Source organism: Kordiimonas sediminis (genome assembly GCF_014656395.1).
Classification (GTDB): Bacteria; Pseudomonadota; Alphaproteobacteria; order Sphingomonadales; family Kordiimonadaceae; genus Kordiimonas_A; species Kordiimonas_A sediminis.
Map to the genome: position 1 here is coordinate 204,725 of NZ_BNCI01000002.1, position 14,912 is coordinate 219,636.

Sequence of the window (14,912 nt, forward strand, 5' to 3'; positions counted from 1 at the left end):
CGTCAAGTGTGTCACTCATGAAAATAGTCGTAGATTTGTTGGGCAGTTGCTTTTGAAATGCCTTCGACGCTGGCAAGATCCCGCACGTCAGCGCCAGCAACCTCCTTGGCTGAACCAAAGTGGTGCAGAAGGGCCTTCTTTCTTTTGGGGCCAATACCGGGAACACCATCAAGCGGAGATTTCTTGATATCCCCCGATCGTCTGGCCCGGTGACTGCCAATTGCAAACCTGTGTGCTTCATCCCTGAGGCGCTGCAGATAGTATAAAACAGGGTCCCTGACGGGCAGGGTGAAGGTGCTGCGGTCAGGCATGTGGAATTGCTCCCGGCCGGCATTTCTGTCTGGCCCCTTGGAGATGGCAACAACACAGACACCCTCGACGCCTAACTCTGTGAGGGTATCCATCACTGCCGATAATTGTCCACGCCCGCCATCAATCAGCAATAGGTCAGGCCACATGCCGCGGTCTCTGCCCGCATCTTCTTTCATTAAGCGGGTAAACCGGCGGTTTATGACTTCGCGCATCATGCCGAAATCATCGCCGGGGCTGAGGTCTTCTGACTTGATGTTGAATTTACGGTAGCTGTTTTTAATAAACCCCTCGGGTCCGGCAACAATCATGCCGCCCACGGCATTGTTACCCTGGATATGACTATTATCATAAACTTCAATACGTTCTGGTGGGGTGTCCAGGCCGAACAAATCTGCCATCCCAGAGAGGATTTTGCTTTGGCTGGCTGTTTCGGCAAGTTTGCGCTCTACTGCCTCTTTAGCGTTTCTGACAGCTTCTTTGACCGCATCAGCTTTTTTGCCGCGTAAGGGTGTCGCGATGCTGACCCTGCGTTCGCTTGACGCAGATAGAGCCTCTTCAAGAAGGTCTTTGTCATCTAGGGTATGACTTGTCAGGATAAGTTTGGGGGCTGGCTTGTTATCATAGAACTGAGCAATGAAAGCTGACAGGACTTCTGTGATGCCTTCTTCTTTGTCGTGACTGGGGAAATAGGCGCGGTGCCCCCAATTTTGTCCTGCCCGGAAAAAGAATAACTGAATGCCGATTTTACCGCCGACTTCAGCGGCCGCAATTATATCGGCTTCGTCAACCATGGCGTTGACCATGCTTTGGTGGCTTTGAATATTGGTCAGCGCTTTCAACCGGTCCCTGAATACGGCAGCAATTTCAAACTCCATTGCTTGGGAAGCTTCTTGCATGGCATCGGCAAACTTCTTTTGAATGTTTGTGGTCTTGCCTTCCAGAAAGCTTTTCGTTTCCTGAACCATGTCTGCATATTCATCCTCTGTCACCCTGTCTATGCACGGTGCTGAGCATCGCTTTATCTGGTGGAGCAGGCAGGGACGAGAGCGACTTTCAAGTGTTGCGTCGGTGCAGGTCCGCAGCTGGAATACTTTCTGGAGGGTATTGAGCGTTCTATTGACGGAACTGACGCTAGCAAACGGTCCAAAATACATCCCCTTATGGCGCCGTGCGCCGCGGTGCTTGGTAATTTGTGGCCACGCATGATCGGTGCGCAAGAGAATATAGGGAAAGGACTTGTCATCCTTCAGCAAAACATTGAAGGGCGGTTTGTATTTTTTGATCAGCGACGCTTCCAGCAAGAGGGCTTCTGCTTCTGTGCGGGTAGTCACAAAGACCATAGACTTGGTGGCAGCCACCATGCGCGAAAGGCGGTTCGTCAGCCTGTTTTCTTGCGTGTAGGCCACTATTCTTTTTTTGATGCTTTTTGCCTTGCCCACATACAGAACATCGCCCACATGATTGAGCATACGATATACCCCCGGTGCCGTAGGGGCATTTTTCAGAAAGCTTTTTATTACGCTGATCCCGTGATCAAGCGAAGGGATATGGCTGTCTACTGTCACAATCTTTACGTTCTGTTTGAATCACTGAAAGTGCATGGTGGCTATTTTTCGTTGAAGAATCAAACGGATGTTTTGCATTGGCTGATTCCCAAAAAAGATTTCCACGAAACCTGTGGATAAGTGTGTGAGTAAGTTGGGGTGAACCACTGTAACATGGCGGTAACACTGGCGTTTGACCGGATTGCCTATTTTTTAGGCATATTTTGTAACCCATTGAAATATTTGAGTTTTCAATCTGTCAACGACTGAGTTTTAAAGATTCTTAATTTGTCTTCTTGCTATCGAAAGGGCGTTATTGCAGGCAATGAGTCGGTGTGCACAACTATTCGCGCTATCTGGAAAAAAGACAGGAAAATTTCTTAAACATTACCAACAGGTTAAGAAATTCTGTGGCGTTCGATTTCAACTCCAACGCTTGCTGCTGCTTTTACAGCTTCCAGTTTTTCAACTTTGACCCGTACTGCAATGACCTGCCTGTTCTGCAAAGAAAAGTCAGCGATTCTTTCTGCAAGCGTTTCAACCAGATTGATGTGCCCCTCAGCCAGAATATGTTCAATGCCTTCTACAATCTGATTGTAACACACCACATTATCCAGTTGATCGCCGTGGTGCTGGCGGTCTTCCTGTACGGAAAGATCAACACTGATTCTGACTTGTTGCGTGGTATCTTTTTCATGATCCCACACGCCGATTTGTGCCAAGGTTACATAGTCACGTACAAATACATGGCGCACAGACCGGCTAGCATCAGCATAAGGAGTATGAAGAATAGTTGCCGGTGTCGTATCTTTTGCCATGATGGGTGTCCTGCTAACAAATGTCGGGGGTCTGCCAGTTCAGATGCTGACCGCCATCCAGCGCAATCATTTGCCCTGTCATTGACGGAGTCTCAAGTAAAAAACGCACAGTATTGCAAATTTCGGCCAGTTCCGGTCCTTTTTGCAGGGGGACATTGGCTGACTCTACTTCAAATTCGCCAGACTTCTGGTGAATGCTTGGTAATACAGGGCCGGGACCAATCGCATTCACCCTGATGGCTGGGGCCAGTGCCTGCGCCAAGGTCTGGGTCAGGGTCCACAATGCCGCTTTGGAGACTGTATAAGTCATGAAGTCCGGGGTTAATTTCCAGACGCGCTGATCTATCATATTGATGATCGCGCCTTTGGCATCCTGGGGCAGGGCCTTGTAGAAAGTCTGTGACAGCGCAAGCGGTGCATATGTGTTCACGGTCATATGTTCTGTCCAGCTTTCATGGGTAAATGTGTCAATCGTGTCGTGCCCGAACAGAGACGCATTGTTTATCAGCGCGGTGATGGGCCGCCCGGCAAGGGATGTTGCCTTTTCAATAAGCGATGCCACGGCATTGGGGTCTGCGAGGTCCGCCGAAATGCTTGTTGCCCTGCCGCCTTCAGATGTAATGGCTTTAACAACCGCATCAGCCTCAGCGCTGGAGCCGTGGTAATGCACAATGACATTATGACCATGTTTGGCTAGGTCCAGCGCAATTGCTTTGCCAATCCGGCGGGCACCACCAGTAACCAACGCCGTATGTTTCTGAACCGAACCTGCCATAGTATTACAGTCCCATTGCGGCAACCGCCGCGTTATCAGCCGTTGCCAGATAATACATGTATGATCCGTAAACGATGATCATCGCCATGCCTGACCATCGTCCAATCATGCGTTTGCGTAAATAATAAGGTACTAGAATAAGCGAACACAGGAGCATGATCCACAGGTCAAATTCCAGGAAGGATGCTGGAACGTCTATAAACCCAAATTGGGATGAAATGCCAATGATACACAGGAGGTTAAAAAGGTTGGAGCCAATCACACTACCAACCGCAACGTCAGCATGACCACGAATGGCGGCAACAACAGCGGTCACAAGTTCTGGCAGGCTGGTGCCAAGGGCAACCAGTGTTAGGCCAATCACTGCCTCGGATACACCAAGCGCGCGGGCAACAGTGACAGAACCCTCAACCAGTTGATCTGCACCAAACACCAGGCCGATCAGACCACCCAGTATCATCAAAAGCGACAACCCCATACTGTCGTGGTGCTCTTCAATACCGTCCAGTTCAGCAAGCGGATCAACGGCTTCCGGATGTGATTTCGCCCGGTAGAGCGAGCTAAACAGAAAGGCAGCCAGAATAGCCAACAGGATTAACCCTTGCGTGGTGCCGAAACCGCCAGTGTAGGCGAGGCCGATGAAGATAAGGGTTACACCGATCATGATGAACAGATTACGACCAAGACGCGGTGCGTCACAGGCGATAGGGGCAATGATCGCGGGCAACCCGATTACCAATAAGATGTTGGCCACGTTTGACCCCACCACATTACCAAGGGCAAGGGTCGGGGCATCAGACAGAACCGCATCTATGGCTACGACCAATTCTGGTGCGGACGTGCCAAAAGCAATGATGGTCAGTCCGATAATCAGGGTTGGTACACCAAGCCGCTGCGCCAGTGAAACGGCACCGCGCACGAGAAAGTCACCAGCAAATACTAAAAGAACAAGTCCGAGGACAATCTGCATATAGGCCATATAGGAAACTGCTTCCTGTTTAATATACTACGCGCCCTGAAGGCGCACTTCGGCTTTATATAGGGAGTGAAGTTCTGAAATGAAAGTCAGTACCCGCGATTTAAATCCAAAAGGTTTTCCGGCTTTTCGCCATCGTTCAGACGTTTTAAATTACGAATTACATATTCGACGGCTGTGTCCACGCGGGTTATCGCGGCAATATGCGGTGTAATCATGATTTTGGGGTGCGCCCAGAACGGGTGGTCCTCGGTCAGAGGTTCCTTTTTAAAGACATCCAGAACAGCACCAGACAGGTGGCCGCTATCCAGTGCTTCAATCAGATCCTGTTCTACGATCAGATTACCGCGGCCTCCATTGATTATGCCAGCCCCTTTAGGCATTTTGGCAAAGGTCTCTTTATTCAGGAGGTCAGTGGTCTCGGGTGTGTTTGGCATCAGGCAGACAAAATAGTCGGTATTCGCGAGAAACGCGTCAAAACTATCTTTACCTGTATAATGGGTTATGCCTTCCTCTGTTTCCTTTGGGGACCGTGACCAGGTATTAATCTGATAGCCAAATGGCAATAATGCTTTGGCAGCAGATTTACCTAGCGCACCATAGCCCATAATGCCCACGCGCTTGTCCGCAGCAGCCGCAGCAAAAAACTGGAACCAATTAGCGGTTCTTTGGTTTTCAACCACTTCCAGCAGTCTGCGGTGCAGTGTCAGAACCGACCATACTGCAAATTCTGCCATGCCTTCTTTCAGGCCGTCGTCCCCCATGCGGATGATAGGCAGATGTGTTGGCAGGTCAGGGTCGCTTGTCAGATGGTCAATGCCGGCCCCAAGCGAGAAAATTGCGCGGATATTGGTATATTTTTTCAGAAGGCCGGGTGTTGCCTGCCAAACAAAGGCGATTGCATCTCCGTCATCCGGGATGCCCCAGTCAGGGTAGTTTCTGAACTCAAGCTCTGGTGCGGCTTTCTTGAATGCTTCTTCCCATTGTGCGGCTTCTGCGCGTTCACAAAAAAACAAAATACGCGTCATTTTTACACCCTCTTCTTCTCGGAAATGTGGTTCCCATTTTTGCTTAGCCTGATGGTATATCATCTTCTTCACAGGCGTTGAGGCACTTTCCCCCTTAGTCCCGTAAAATTGGCCTATGGAGCATATATCAAGACAAGTTGGTTTCGCCTAGTCTTGTTCGTGAAATTCCGGACGGATTTCTACGAATACTCTCAGGTTTGAAGCAAATAATGAAAATGCCGCAAAAGCGCTGTGACTTTTGCGGCAATCATTTTATGGGCTATCAGCCCTCAATGGTACTCTTTATGTTAGCTGTTAACGCGTTGGTGTCGCGTGGGCTGCACCGCGGAAGATAGCATTGGCATAAAGAAGCTTCAGACCGTCCAGGTAAGCACGGGTAGTGGGTTCGCTTGTAAAGGCGATCACAAAACCACGACCAGAAGGTTGCACCACTGTAAATGGTTTGTAGGCAAGCTGTGTTTTCACCTCATCCCACAGATAACCGCTTGAAAACAGCTCATCTGCGCCCTTGAAGTAAACGGCGTTTGTGCCTGTGTTCAGCTCGATCGGCGCATAAATATCCCGACCAGCATAAAGAACATTCAGCGTGTCTTTCACACCTGCCGTGATCCAGTGGTCCTGATCAATCGCAGCATGTGTCAGGACACCCGGAACGCTGTCCGGACGTTCGTTCGCTGGCTCCGTTGCTTTCTTCATATCTTCAAGGGATGTGAATGCCTGACCCGGCACCAGACCGTTTTCCGCTTTTACAGGGTCTTTTGCTTCCTTGATCTGTGCTTCGCGTTTTAGCGCGAGTAGACCGACCTTCTCATCAGTCAGGAAGCGCGTAGCGCTGCCGTTTGCGATAAGAACGCCACCCTTTTTAACCCAGTCAGACAGGTTTTTAGCGTCGCCCAGAGCCGATGCATAGTTACCCCATGAAGATGGCAGAATGATAACATCATACCGGCTAAGGTCAGCACGGGCGAGCATTGGTGTACGAATGGCAGTAACCGGATAGCCGATCTGGCGTTCGATCACAAACCGTGTGTTACCGGCGCTTAGCTGGCTTGTTGGCTCATCCCACGCGATAGCAACCTTGGGTGCCAGAACGGGGAAGACTGCGCGGCTACCAAAGTCCATACCGCTATCAATCCAGCTGCTGTCGATGCCTAGTACTTCGGCACCGGTTTCCTTTGCCAGCGCAGCCAATGTTTGGCCAAGATCTTCTGCATTGTCCGCAACATCAAAGATCAGCGTACCACGACCGAAAGTGCGACCATTCTGGACGAACTGCTGGTCATTGGATTTCACTGTCAGACCACGACGCAGGGCCTGCGCCATCAGGCGGCTTGATGCACCGTCTGTCCACGGCACAAGATAGGCAACTGTAGCATTCGTGTTTTCCACGGTGAACGGATCAACGCGGTCAGACGAAACAGGTGTTCCGTTTACGGCAACACTATTACCGCACATCGCAACATCCAGATTGAACATTTTGGTCAGCGACCAAGCCGTAACATCATAGATATCGTGCGAGATGTTTTTACGGCGCTTACGCTCTGTTTCTTCCAGGAAGAAGTCTTCCATATCAACTTGTGGGTCAAGCACGCTGCGCAGCAGGCGCTTGCGAGGCTGTGCACTGTCGATAATGAAGGCGCCGGCGTCATAGTTTGTACCACACGCTTTGAAGCCTTCGTTCGCACGGGTAATTTCTACCCCCTGTGCTGCCAGAATACCCATCAGTTTACGTGCATCTGCCGTATCTGTTTTCGCAGGGAAGATATAGGAACGCTTGCCTTTTTCTTTGCGGCCTTCTTCGATGGCTGTAACTTGATAGTCATAGAAGTTGCTCAGGAATGTCTCCCGGTTCTGAGACACGCTTTCAGCCGTAGCCATTGAGGTAATGAAGTGATTCCGGACGGTCGAGAAATAGTCAAACTCTGTTCCGTCCATCCGGCGATACTTCAGGCCACGAGAGGAAGCCTGCTCGTAGGTCATGGATACCGCACCATAATATGAAGGCCAGCTTGCGCCGTACCCAGGGTAGAAAGCATCAAAAACATCACGGGTAAAATAGTCCAGTCCGAACTTATCGAACCATTTGGCATTGTTTTTACCAAAAATGAACAGGCTATCGCGCTGGTGCTGTGCAATATGCGGGTTAAATGGAATGGCCTCTGGCGCAAAATAATAGCTGCTGTCGCCGCCCATTTCATGCACGTCAACAAACACAAGTGGATAATATTTCTGAAGTGCCGCTACATGTCCCTGCGTCTCTGGCTGGGACAGGGTGATCCAGTCACGGTTCAGGTCGAACAAATAATGGTTTGTCCGTCCGGATGGCCACGGCTCATTGTGTTCCGCTGAAATACGGTCGCTATCAGCTTCCAGCCCCATTGTAGAGCGGAAGCGCGTGATGAATCGGTCACGGCCATCAGGGTTTTGAAGCGGGTTAATAAACACAATGGTATTGGATAAAATTTCTGCCGACCGTTTGTCACCGCGTGACGCCAGTAGGTGGTAAGCAGTCTGCATTGCGGCATCTGTGGATGAAATCTCGTTACCGTGTACGCTGTAGGCAAGCCAGATGGAGGCAGGAAGGTCCGCAACCAGTGCTTTTGCGGCAGCTGCATCCGTTTTCCGCGGGTCAGCAAGCGCCTGCATGCCTTCTTCAAATGTGTCCAGTTTTGCGAGATTTTCCGGGCTGGAAATTGCAACATAAATCAGTTTCCGGCCTTCCCAGCTGGTGCCATATTCAAACACTTTCAACCGGTTAGGTGCCGCTGCTTCCAGTGCGCTGAAGTAGGACTGCATGTCGCCGTGCAGGGTGATTTTATCCCCACTATTATATCCTAGGACGGATTTAACTGTTGGGATGGATGGATCGTAATCAGCATTTGGCCAATAGCGATTTTGGTCTGCAGTGACACCAAGGGCGGTGACTACTGTCAAGACCGCAGCTAAAAAAAGCCGCTTCGTTGACTTAAACATATAAGTATGCCCCCTAAAGATTCTGAATTGGTAGGTAAATTGCTACTTGAAAAAACTTCCAAGATCAATTAATCCCACGGCCAGACGTCTTTTATTTTAAAGACAGTGATTGTTTCACTTGCTTTTAGACGCCACCCGACTTATGGTGCGCGCCTCGAATCAAGGGGTTTGCGTTCGCGCAGGCCTGTAACGAAAAAGCCGGATGATTGCGCAAGCTCGGACCGGCGTGTGAAAAGGTTGGAAAAATGGCTGTACCTAAGAGAAAAGTAACGGGCTCCCGCCGTGGAATGCGTCGTTCACATGACGCGCTGAAGGCCGTTAACTATCAAGAAGACTCGCACACTGGCGAATACAAGCTGCGCCACCACATTGACCTGAAAACAGGTATGTATCGTGGTAAGCAGGTTATCGAGCCAAAAGGCGACTACTAAGTCCTGCGACTATTGATAGCTGAATTATTAAAGCCTGACAGAATCATCTGTCGGGCTTTTTCTTTGTTTTGACAAGATTGTATGATTTGCTGCAAAACAGATTTACCAGTTTGGGGAACCTTTTCAGCAGGAGCAAAATATGCGTGCTTTAAAACTTTCAATGGTCAGTATTTTATTGTTCGCCACGGCGGCGTGTGTGACTACGAATGAAGTGACAGGCCGCAATCAGTTTATCATGATCCCTGCATCACAGGATGCTGCGCTGGGGCTTGAGGCTATGACTAAGGTTCGGGAAACCGCGCCCATTGTGGAAACGGGTCCGCTAGCGGAGAAAATCAAACGAATTGGTGACCGTATTGCGGCAATCTCTGACCGCCCTGAACTTGATTGGGAATTTGTGCTGATTGATGAGCCAGTTCTGAACGCATGGGCGCTACCTGGCGGCAAGGTTGCCGTTTATAAAAAGATGGCGGAAGCGTTCGAAGATGAGGCTGAGCTTGCTGCTATTCTCGGGCACGAAGTATCGCATGCAGTCCTGCGCCACGGGGCAGAGCAGGTTAGTCGCGGCCAGATGCAGAATATTGCGGTAGCCGGGCTTGGTGTTATTGTTGGCTCAACAACGGATGATCCTGAAATTGCCCAGGCGGCACTGGTTCTGGGCAGTGTTGCCGCAGCTGGTTTCGTACAGATGCCCCATAGCAGAAGTATGGAGCTGGAGGCGGATGATATTGGCACACTGTATATGGCGCGGGCCGGATATGATCCACGCGCTGCTGTGCGTGTATGGCAGAAGATGAAACAAATGAAGGAAGGCCAGGGTGGTCAGCCGACATTTCTTTCAACGCATCCGTCAGATGACAAGCGGATAGATCGTCTGCAGGCTAAAATGGATGTCTATCTGGCAGAGTACCGCAAAGCGCGTAGATAAGGCAGTTACATGACCCTTCAAACAACGGCGGGCAATATTGCTGACAAAGTGTCGGCAATGCTGAGCCAGCCTGAGAATGCTCCGACTAAATTTTACTGTCTTGTGTCCACACCTCGGTCAGGATCCAAACTTTTTTGCGATATGATGACCAGTACAGGCTTGGCCGGTGATCCAAAAGAATGGGTGAACATCCGCTATATTCGGGAGTTCTGGAAACAAACGGCGGGTCAGCAGGGCAAGTTCCAAAAATATCTGGATACCTTGATACCGCAGACAACAACAGAGAATGGCGTTTTTGCCCTGAACCTGCATGTGGACCAGCATCAGTTTCTTCTGAAGAATAAGATCAATATTTTCAAGCGTATCAAGTTTGACAAAATCTATTATCTGCGTCGCGAGGATAAAATTGCACAGGCCATATCGCTTGCCAAAGCGCGTGCGACCGATGTGTGGGGCTCCAGCACCCGGAAGCCAGCAGATTATGATCAGAAGGTGGCCGCTATTACAAATGCTGCTATTTTACAGGAACTACAGCGCCTTGTTGCCTGGGAAGAAATAGCCCATAGCGGTATGCAGCAATTTGACGGTGTCTTTAACTATGAAGACTTTGCCTTTGATCCTGAGCAAGTGGCCTATCGCCGTATATTTGATGACTTGGGGATTGATCTGCCTGCTGGCGTTTCCTTTACGACGACCAAGCAGAAACAGGCAACTGCCAGAGATGATGAAAGGCGAGCATCGCTTTTACGTTCCGTGGGACTGGGCGAATAGTTTCTTTGATCTTCCACATGGGGTCCCCCATAAGACACGGCGATTATATACGAATCGATTCTGTGAAAATCCAGCGCGATAGTGGTGTGATCTGGCGCAAGTTTTTGCAGCCTGAAAGACACGTTTTTTGAAAATTCAGGATGCCAGATGGGGGGTATAGACGAACTATGGGGACAGGCCGATTTGATGTGACTGGTTAGTCTTCAGGGTCGAGACTACAGGGAATACCTATAGTCTGTTTTTTGGACTCTAGGTGTGAAAGTCCAAACCAATGTCGACGGCAGGTGCACTCTGGGTCAATCGGCCAACAGAAATATAGTCGACGCCGGTTTCAGCAATCGCGCGAATTGTTTCAAGGGTAACACCGCCTGACGCTTCGCAAGGCAGACGATTCTGCACGATTCGCAGTGCCTCTATCAGCGTTGCGGGCGGCATATTATCAAGAAGAAGACTATTGGCGCCGGCATCCACAGCTTCCTGCACTTGATCCAATGTGTCGCATTCAACTTGAATGTCTGTGCGACCTGCTGCTTTTGAGCCTGCTACGGCCTTGGCAACCGATCCTGCAACTGCGATATGATTATCCTTGATCATAACGGCATCATACAGTCCCATGCGGTGATTGGTGCCGCCCCCCATGGCCACTGCGTATTTTTCAAGCTTACGCAGGCCAGGAGTGGTTTTTCGGGTGTCTAGAAGTTTGGCTTTGGTGCCTTCAATTTTATCGACATAAGTTTTCGTCATTGTCGCTATCCCGCTTAGGTGCTGCAGGATATTCAGGGCAGTGCGTTCTGCTGACAGGAGCGCCCGTGCAGGGCCGGTTATAATGGCCAGGCGGGTACCTGCCTGCACATAGTCTCCGTCCTTGATATCAAGGGTAATACGGCAAGCAGCGTCAAGGCGCTTGAAGATTGGCTCCATCAGAAACAGCCCGGCAACGACCATATCCTGTCTGGCGTTGATGTCGGCAGACAGGGTTGCGTCCGCCGGAATGACAGTTTCAGCGGTTATGTCGCCTGTGCCAATATCCTCGGCAAAGGCAATGTCGATAAAGGCGTCGATTTCCGCCGCGCTAAGGGGGCAGTGCGTCATGGATCAGGCCAGATCTTTTGCAGGTGCCTGCGCAGGACTTAAATCCAGCATCTTACGAAGAGGAATTTCTGCCTGCACGCGGGTTCCTTCGTCCAGATTAATTTCCGGCCCCAGATCCCGTAAACAGGTGTATAGCTTTTCCATGGTATTCAGGGCCATGAAGGGGCAAGTGTTGCAGCTGCAATTGCCGTCCGCCCCAGGTGCGCCAATGAATGTTTTATGCGGTGCTGCTTTTTCCATCTGGTGGATAATGCCGGGTTCCGTTGCGATGATCATCGTTTCTGCCGGGTCTTCAAGCGCACGCTTCAGAATAGAGCTGGTAGACCCCACATGGTCTGCATGCTGCACAATCTGGTTCGGGCATTCAGGGTGTGCGAGCACAGGCGCATCCGGATGCTTTGCCTTTAACTTGATCAGTTCTTTTTCGCTGAATTGCTCGTGAACAATACAGGTGCCGGGCCACAACAGCATGTCGCGGCCAAGCTTGCGTGACAGAAAACCGCCAAGATGTCTGTCAGGGGCAAAAATAATTTTCTGATCTTCCGGCAGGGAATTGAGGATATGCTCAGCGTTGGAGCTGGTGACAATAATGTCGCTTAGCGCTTTTACCTTGGCGGAACAGTTGATGTAGCTCAGGACCATATGGTCGGGATGGGCTTTGGTGAATTTTTCAAATTCATCAGGCGGGCAACTGTCTTCAAGGCTACAGCCGGCTGCCAGATCAGGGAGGACAACGGTTTTGCCAGGGCTAAGAATTTTAGCAACCTCAGCCATGAAACGCACACCACAGAAAACGATCACATCAGCATCGGTTGCAGCTGCCTTGCGAGACAGGTCAAGACTGTCGCCGACAAAGTCTGCTATATCCTGAATTTCGCCATCCTGATAATAATGGGCCAGAATAACTGCATTCTTTTCTTTTTTCAGACGCTTGATTTCTGCAACAATATCAAGTGTCGGGTCAACAGAAGGTGTGGACTGCATATTCATATCGTGTCTCCATACGCCAGCATTATGCACATTATATAGTCAGACATATCTGCAAATGCGCGTTTGCTCGCGCCTTTCATAGCGAGCCAGCCAGGACATGGCAATAAACTTATCGTTATGTCCGGGTTAGATAATATGTTGCGTCAAGAGAAACTGGGCCATCCGAGGATAGTCTTTCTTCATCCTTCAGGGCAATTATATGCCCAAGAACAGAGCGCGCAGCCGCCCCGTGCAGGCGTGGGTCAACATCTTTATACATGCGGTCAACCATATCCTGAATGGTCATCGGACCATCCTCAAGCAGGCCTAAAATCTGCCCTTCCCGCATGCGCCGGTGGATGATGGTGCCGCGCAAATAGGGTTTAACTTTATGAATAGCCGGCCCATGTGTGGGCAACAGTTTGTCAGCTTCAATAGAAATTAGTTTTTCAACACTTCTCAGATAATCGCGCATATCACCGTCTGGTGGGCTAATCACGGTTGTGGCCCATCCCATAATATGATCGCCTGTGAAAACAGTATTTTCTTCTACCAAATGAAAGCAAAGATGATTGGATGTGTGCCCCGGTGTGTGGATTGCTTTAAGCGTCCAGCCGGTCCCCTGAACGCTGTCACCGTCTTTTAGGATATGATCGGGGGTGAATTCCGTGTCGGCGCCTGCCTCAACCTTCTCTCCCGCCAAGCCCCCTTTGCGTCCTTCGGCATGAATGCCAAATCCGTAAGTGGGGGCCCCTGTTTTTTCTGACAGCCATTTGGACAGGGGAGAATGATCAATATGGGTATGGGTGACAAGGATATGTGTGACTGTGCGGTCGCCGATGGCTTTCAAAAGTGCTTCCCCATGTTTGGTATCGAGGGGGCCCGCATCAATAACGGCGACTTCATCGCGGCCAACAATATAGGTACCTGTGCCCGTGTAGGTATAGGGGCCGGGGTTTTCACATAGAACACGCGCAATCAGCGGGCTAAGCGCGACGGGTTCAGCGTAAACAGGTTCCAGATCCTGAACGAATTCAAGTGCCATATCAATTTCCCGATCAAGTAAAGACAACAACTAATCAAGCCACAAGTCATAGCTTAGTTCAGGAAAAATGGAAGTGGGGAGTGGATTAATCGTGGGGAGAATCTGGCCGCATCCGATACTCAGAACATAAAATGGATGCAGCCAGTACTCGAAACAAAACTTATTGCTGCAACAATACACACGCAGCAGGCCTTGTTCAGCAGGAGCTACCCGATAAGTTGGTAGCTGGTCAGGGGCTCCTGATAAACTAGCTTGCCCCTTAAGTAGCAATCAATATGCCAGAAAAACCGGTAGCCGAACGAAAGCAAAACTGGCTGATTTTCTGATGATACGCAGAGCGTGCATTCCACCCTTTCATTTTATTTTGAAAAATGTGTCATTATAAGACAGCTCCATTGTCCCAATTTGGGGCAGCTTCAATTTGGGACAGGGTTATTCCGGGAGAGTAAAGCCGTGTGAAGCCCATATTTTACCTGCAGCACTACTCTTCAGAAAGGCGATAAAATCCTGCCCGCTCATTCTGTTGGTAACGTTGGTCGCGCTATAGGTAATAACCCCTGACATATCTTTCGGGATATTGCCAAGGATATGAACGTGATTGCTTGCAACCGCGTCGGTTGCGTACACAATCGCCAGCATATTACTGCGTTCGGCATATAGTAATGCTTGTCGGACACTATTCCCCAGGGCCAATTTGCCTTGCAGGGCGTCCCACTGTCCGGTGCGATGCAGGAACTTATGTGCATACTCACCTGCGGGCGCCGTCGCAGGGTTTGCAATGGCAAGACGGGGTGCGTTGGCAATAGTACCGATCAGCGTTTCAAGGTCGGCTGAGCCAGTTGCGGTTGTATATATGGATTTATTGCCAACAAGCACAAGGCTATTGCCTGCGATCATTACTGGGGCCTGTGTGGTCTTAAGGGACTTGGCAATTTCTGATGACCAGTGCGGATTTGCGGAAAGAAAAATATCAGCAGGTGCGCCCAGAGTGATCTGGCGAGCCAGAGTTGCGCTGGGGCCGAAAATCATTTTAGGGGATGCATCTTGCTTATGGGAGCTATCCCACGCGTGTATCAAGTCTGGTAAAACGTCGGCCAGACTGGCTGCGGCAAAAATCGACAATTGGTCCCGAGGGGCAAGGTCTTCATCCTCGGCCAATACAGGAGCCGTCAGCGAAAGCATGCACAGAATTAATGCTGAGACTATCTGCACTATGATACGCATCATGTTCCCTTGCTGGTGATCTGTAA

At 50.1% G+C, this 14,912-nt stretch carries 13 protein-coding genes; 3 read left to right on the plus strand and 10 right to left on the minus strand.

The window, feature by feature from the left end; all coding sequences use genetic code 11:
• Window positions 1–11 precede the first annotated feature (11 nt).
• The 6 genes from uvrC to IE181_RS08540 all read right to left on the minus strand — a co-directional run bounded on the left by uvrC (window position 12) and on the right by IE181_RS08540 (window position 8,426).
• Window positions 12–1,877: an excinuclease ABC subunit UvrC gene (uvrC, locus tag IE181_RS08515; protein WP_268245735.1), complete on the minus strand. Its 1,866-nt coding sequence runs from the start codon at window positions 1,875–1,877 to the stop codon at window positions 12–14.
• Window positions 1,878–2,254: 377 nt separating this feature from the next.
• Entirely contained in the window at window positions 2,255–2,674 is a 420-nt protein-coding gene (gene folB / locus IE181_RS08520) for a dihydroneopterin aldolase (RefSeq protein ID WP_191251970.1), read from the minus strand.
• Window positions 2,675–2,687: 13 nt separating this feature from the next.
• Window positions 2,688–3,449: an SDR family oxidoreductase gene (locus IE181_RS08525; RefSeq protein WP_191251972.1), complete on the minus strand. Its 762-nt coding sequence runs from the start codon at window positions 3,447–3,449 to the stop codon at window positions 2,688–2,690.
• A 4-nt stretch (window positions 3,450–3,453) separates the two neighbouring features.
• The gene (locus tag IE181_RS08530) at window positions 3,454–4,428 is read right to left on the minus strand and encodes a calcium/sodium antiporter (protein WP_191251974.1); all 975 of its coding nucleotides are present in this window, start codon (window positions 4,426–4,428) and stop codon (window positions 3,454–3,456) included.
• A gap of 86 nt (window positions 4,429–4,514) precedes the next feature.
• Window positions 4,515–5,453: a 2-hydroxyacid dehydrogenase gene (locus tag IE181_RS08535; RefSeq protein WP_191251976.1), complete on the minus strand. Its 939-nt coding sequence runs from the start codon at window positions 5,451–5,453 to the stop codon at window positions 4,515–4,517.
• Between the two features lie 294 nt (window positions 5,454–5,747).
• Entirely contained in the window at window positions 5,748–8,426 is a 2,679-nt protein-coding gene (locus IE181_RS08540) for a M14 family metallopeptidase (protein WP_191251979.1), read from the minus strand.
• 245 nt (window positions 8,427–8,671) lie between these two features.
• Here IE181_RS08540 and rpmF point away from each other — a divergent pair, with 245 nt between their 5' ends.
• The 3 genes from rpmF (at window position 8,672) to IE181_RS08555 (ending at window position 10,556) form a co-directional block, all read left to right on the plus strand.
• Complete coding sequence (rpmF, locus tag IE181_RS08545; RefSeq protein ID WP_191251981.1) at window positions 8,672–8,857, plus strand: 50S ribosomal protein L32; 186 nt, start codon at window positions 8,672–8,674, stop codon at window positions 8,855–8,857.
• Between the two features lie 139 nt (window positions 8,858–8,996).
• A complete protein-coding gene (locus tag IE181_RS08550; RefSeq protein ID WP_191251983.1) occupies window positions 8,997–9,785 on the plus strand; it encodes a M48 family metallopeptidase in 789 nt (262 codons plus the stop codon).
• Between the two features lie 9 nt (window positions 9,786–9,794).
• Window positions 9,795–10,556, plus strand: a complete 762-nt coding sequence (locus tag IE181_RS08555) for a Stf0 family sulfotransferase (RefSeq protein WP_191251985.1) — start codon at window positions 9,795–9,797, stop codon at window positions 10,554–10,556.
• Window positions 10,557–10,805: 249 nt separating this feature from the next.
• On the opposite strand, the gene nadC is transcribed toward IE181_RS08555, so the two are convergent.
• The 4 genes from nadC to modA all read right to left on the minus strand — a co-directional run bounded on the left by nadC (window position 10,806) and on the right by modA (window position 14,889).
• Window positions 10,806–11,648 carry a carboxylating nicotinate-nucleotide diphosphorylase gene (gene nadC, locus IE181_RS08560; RefSeq protein WP_191251987.1) on the minus strand — a complete coding sequence of 281 codons (843 nt, stop codon included), beginning with the start codon at window positions 11,646–11,648 and terminating at the stop codon, window positions 10,806–10,808.
• 3 nt (window positions 11,649–11,651) lie between these two features.
• The gene (gene nadA / locus IE181_RS08565) at window positions 11,652–12,632 is read right to left on the minus strand and encodes a quinolinate synthase NadA (RefSeq protein ID WP_373308373.1); all 981 of its coding nucleotides are present in this window, start codon (window positions 12,630–12,632) and stop codon (window positions 11,652–11,654) included.
• A gap of 121 nt (window positions 12,633–12,753) precedes the next feature.
• On the minus strand, window positions 12,754–13,662 hold the full coding sequence (locus tag IE181_RS08570) for an MBL fold metallo-hydrolase (RefSeq protein WP_191251991.1): 909 nt from the start codon (window positions 13,660–13,662) through the stop codon (window positions 12,754–12,756).
• A gap of 432 nt (window positions 13,663–14,094) precedes the next feature.
• The gene (gene modA / locus IE181_RS08575) at window positions 14,095–14,889 is read right to left on the minus strand and encodes a molybdate ABC transporter substrate-binding protein (RefSeq protein ID WP_191251993.1); all 795 of its coding nucleotides are present in this window, start codon (window positions 14,887–14,889) and stop codon (window positions 14,095–14,097) included.
• Window positions 14,890–14,912: the final 23 nt, after the last annotated feature.

Excerpts from the sequence above, each read along its gene's own strand:
- nadA (WP_373308373.1), bottom strand. The coding sequence starts at position 12,632 with ATGCAGTCCACACCTTCTGTTGACCCGACACTTGATATTGTTGCAGAA.
- IE181_RS08535 (WP_191251976.1), bottom strand. The coding sequence starts at position 5,453 with ATGACGCGTATTTTGTTTTTTTGTGAACGCGCAGAAGCCGCACAATGG.
- IE181_RS08525 (WP_191251972.1), bottom strand. The coding sequence starts at position 3,449 with ATGGCAGGTTCGGTTCAGAAACATACGGCGTTGGTTACTGGTGGTGCC.
- IE181_RS08540 (WP_191251979.1), bottom strand. The coding sequence starts at position 8,426 with ATGTTTAAGTCAACGAAGCGGCTTTTTTTAGCTGCGGTCTTGACAGTA.
- rpmF (WP_191251981.1), top strand. The coding sequence starts at position 8,672 with ATGGCTGTACCTAAGAGAAAAGTAACGGGCTCCCGCCGTGGAATGCGT.
- nadC (WP_191251987.1), bottom strand. The coding sequence starts at position 11,648 with ATGACGCACTGCCCCCTTAGCGCGGCGGAAATCGACGCCTTTATCGAC.
- IE181_RS08550 (WP_191251983.1), top strand. The coding sequence starts at position 8,997 with ATGCGTGCTTTAAAACTTTCAATGGTCAGTATTTTATTGTTCGCCACG.
- folB (WP_191251970.1), bottom strand. The coding sequence starts at position 2,674 with ATGGCAAAAGATACGACACCGGCAACTATTCTTCATACTCCTTATGCT.
- IE181_RS08530 (WP_191251974.1), bottom strand. The coding sequence starts at position 4,428 with ATGGCCTATATGCAGATTGTCCTCGGACTTGTTCTTTTAGTATTTGCT.
- IE181_RS08555 (WP_191251985.1), top strand. The coding sequence starts at position 9,795 with ATGACCCTTCAAACAACGGCGGGCAATATTGCTGACAAAGTGTCGGCA.
- IE181_RS08570 (WP_191251991.1), bottom strand. The coding sequence starts at position 13,662 with ATGGCACTTGAATTCGTTCAGGATCTGGAACCTGTTTACGCTGAACCC.
- modA (WP_191251993.1), bottom strand. The coding sequence starts at position 14,889 with ATGATGCGTATCATAGTGCAGATAGTCTCAGCATTAATTCTGTGCATG.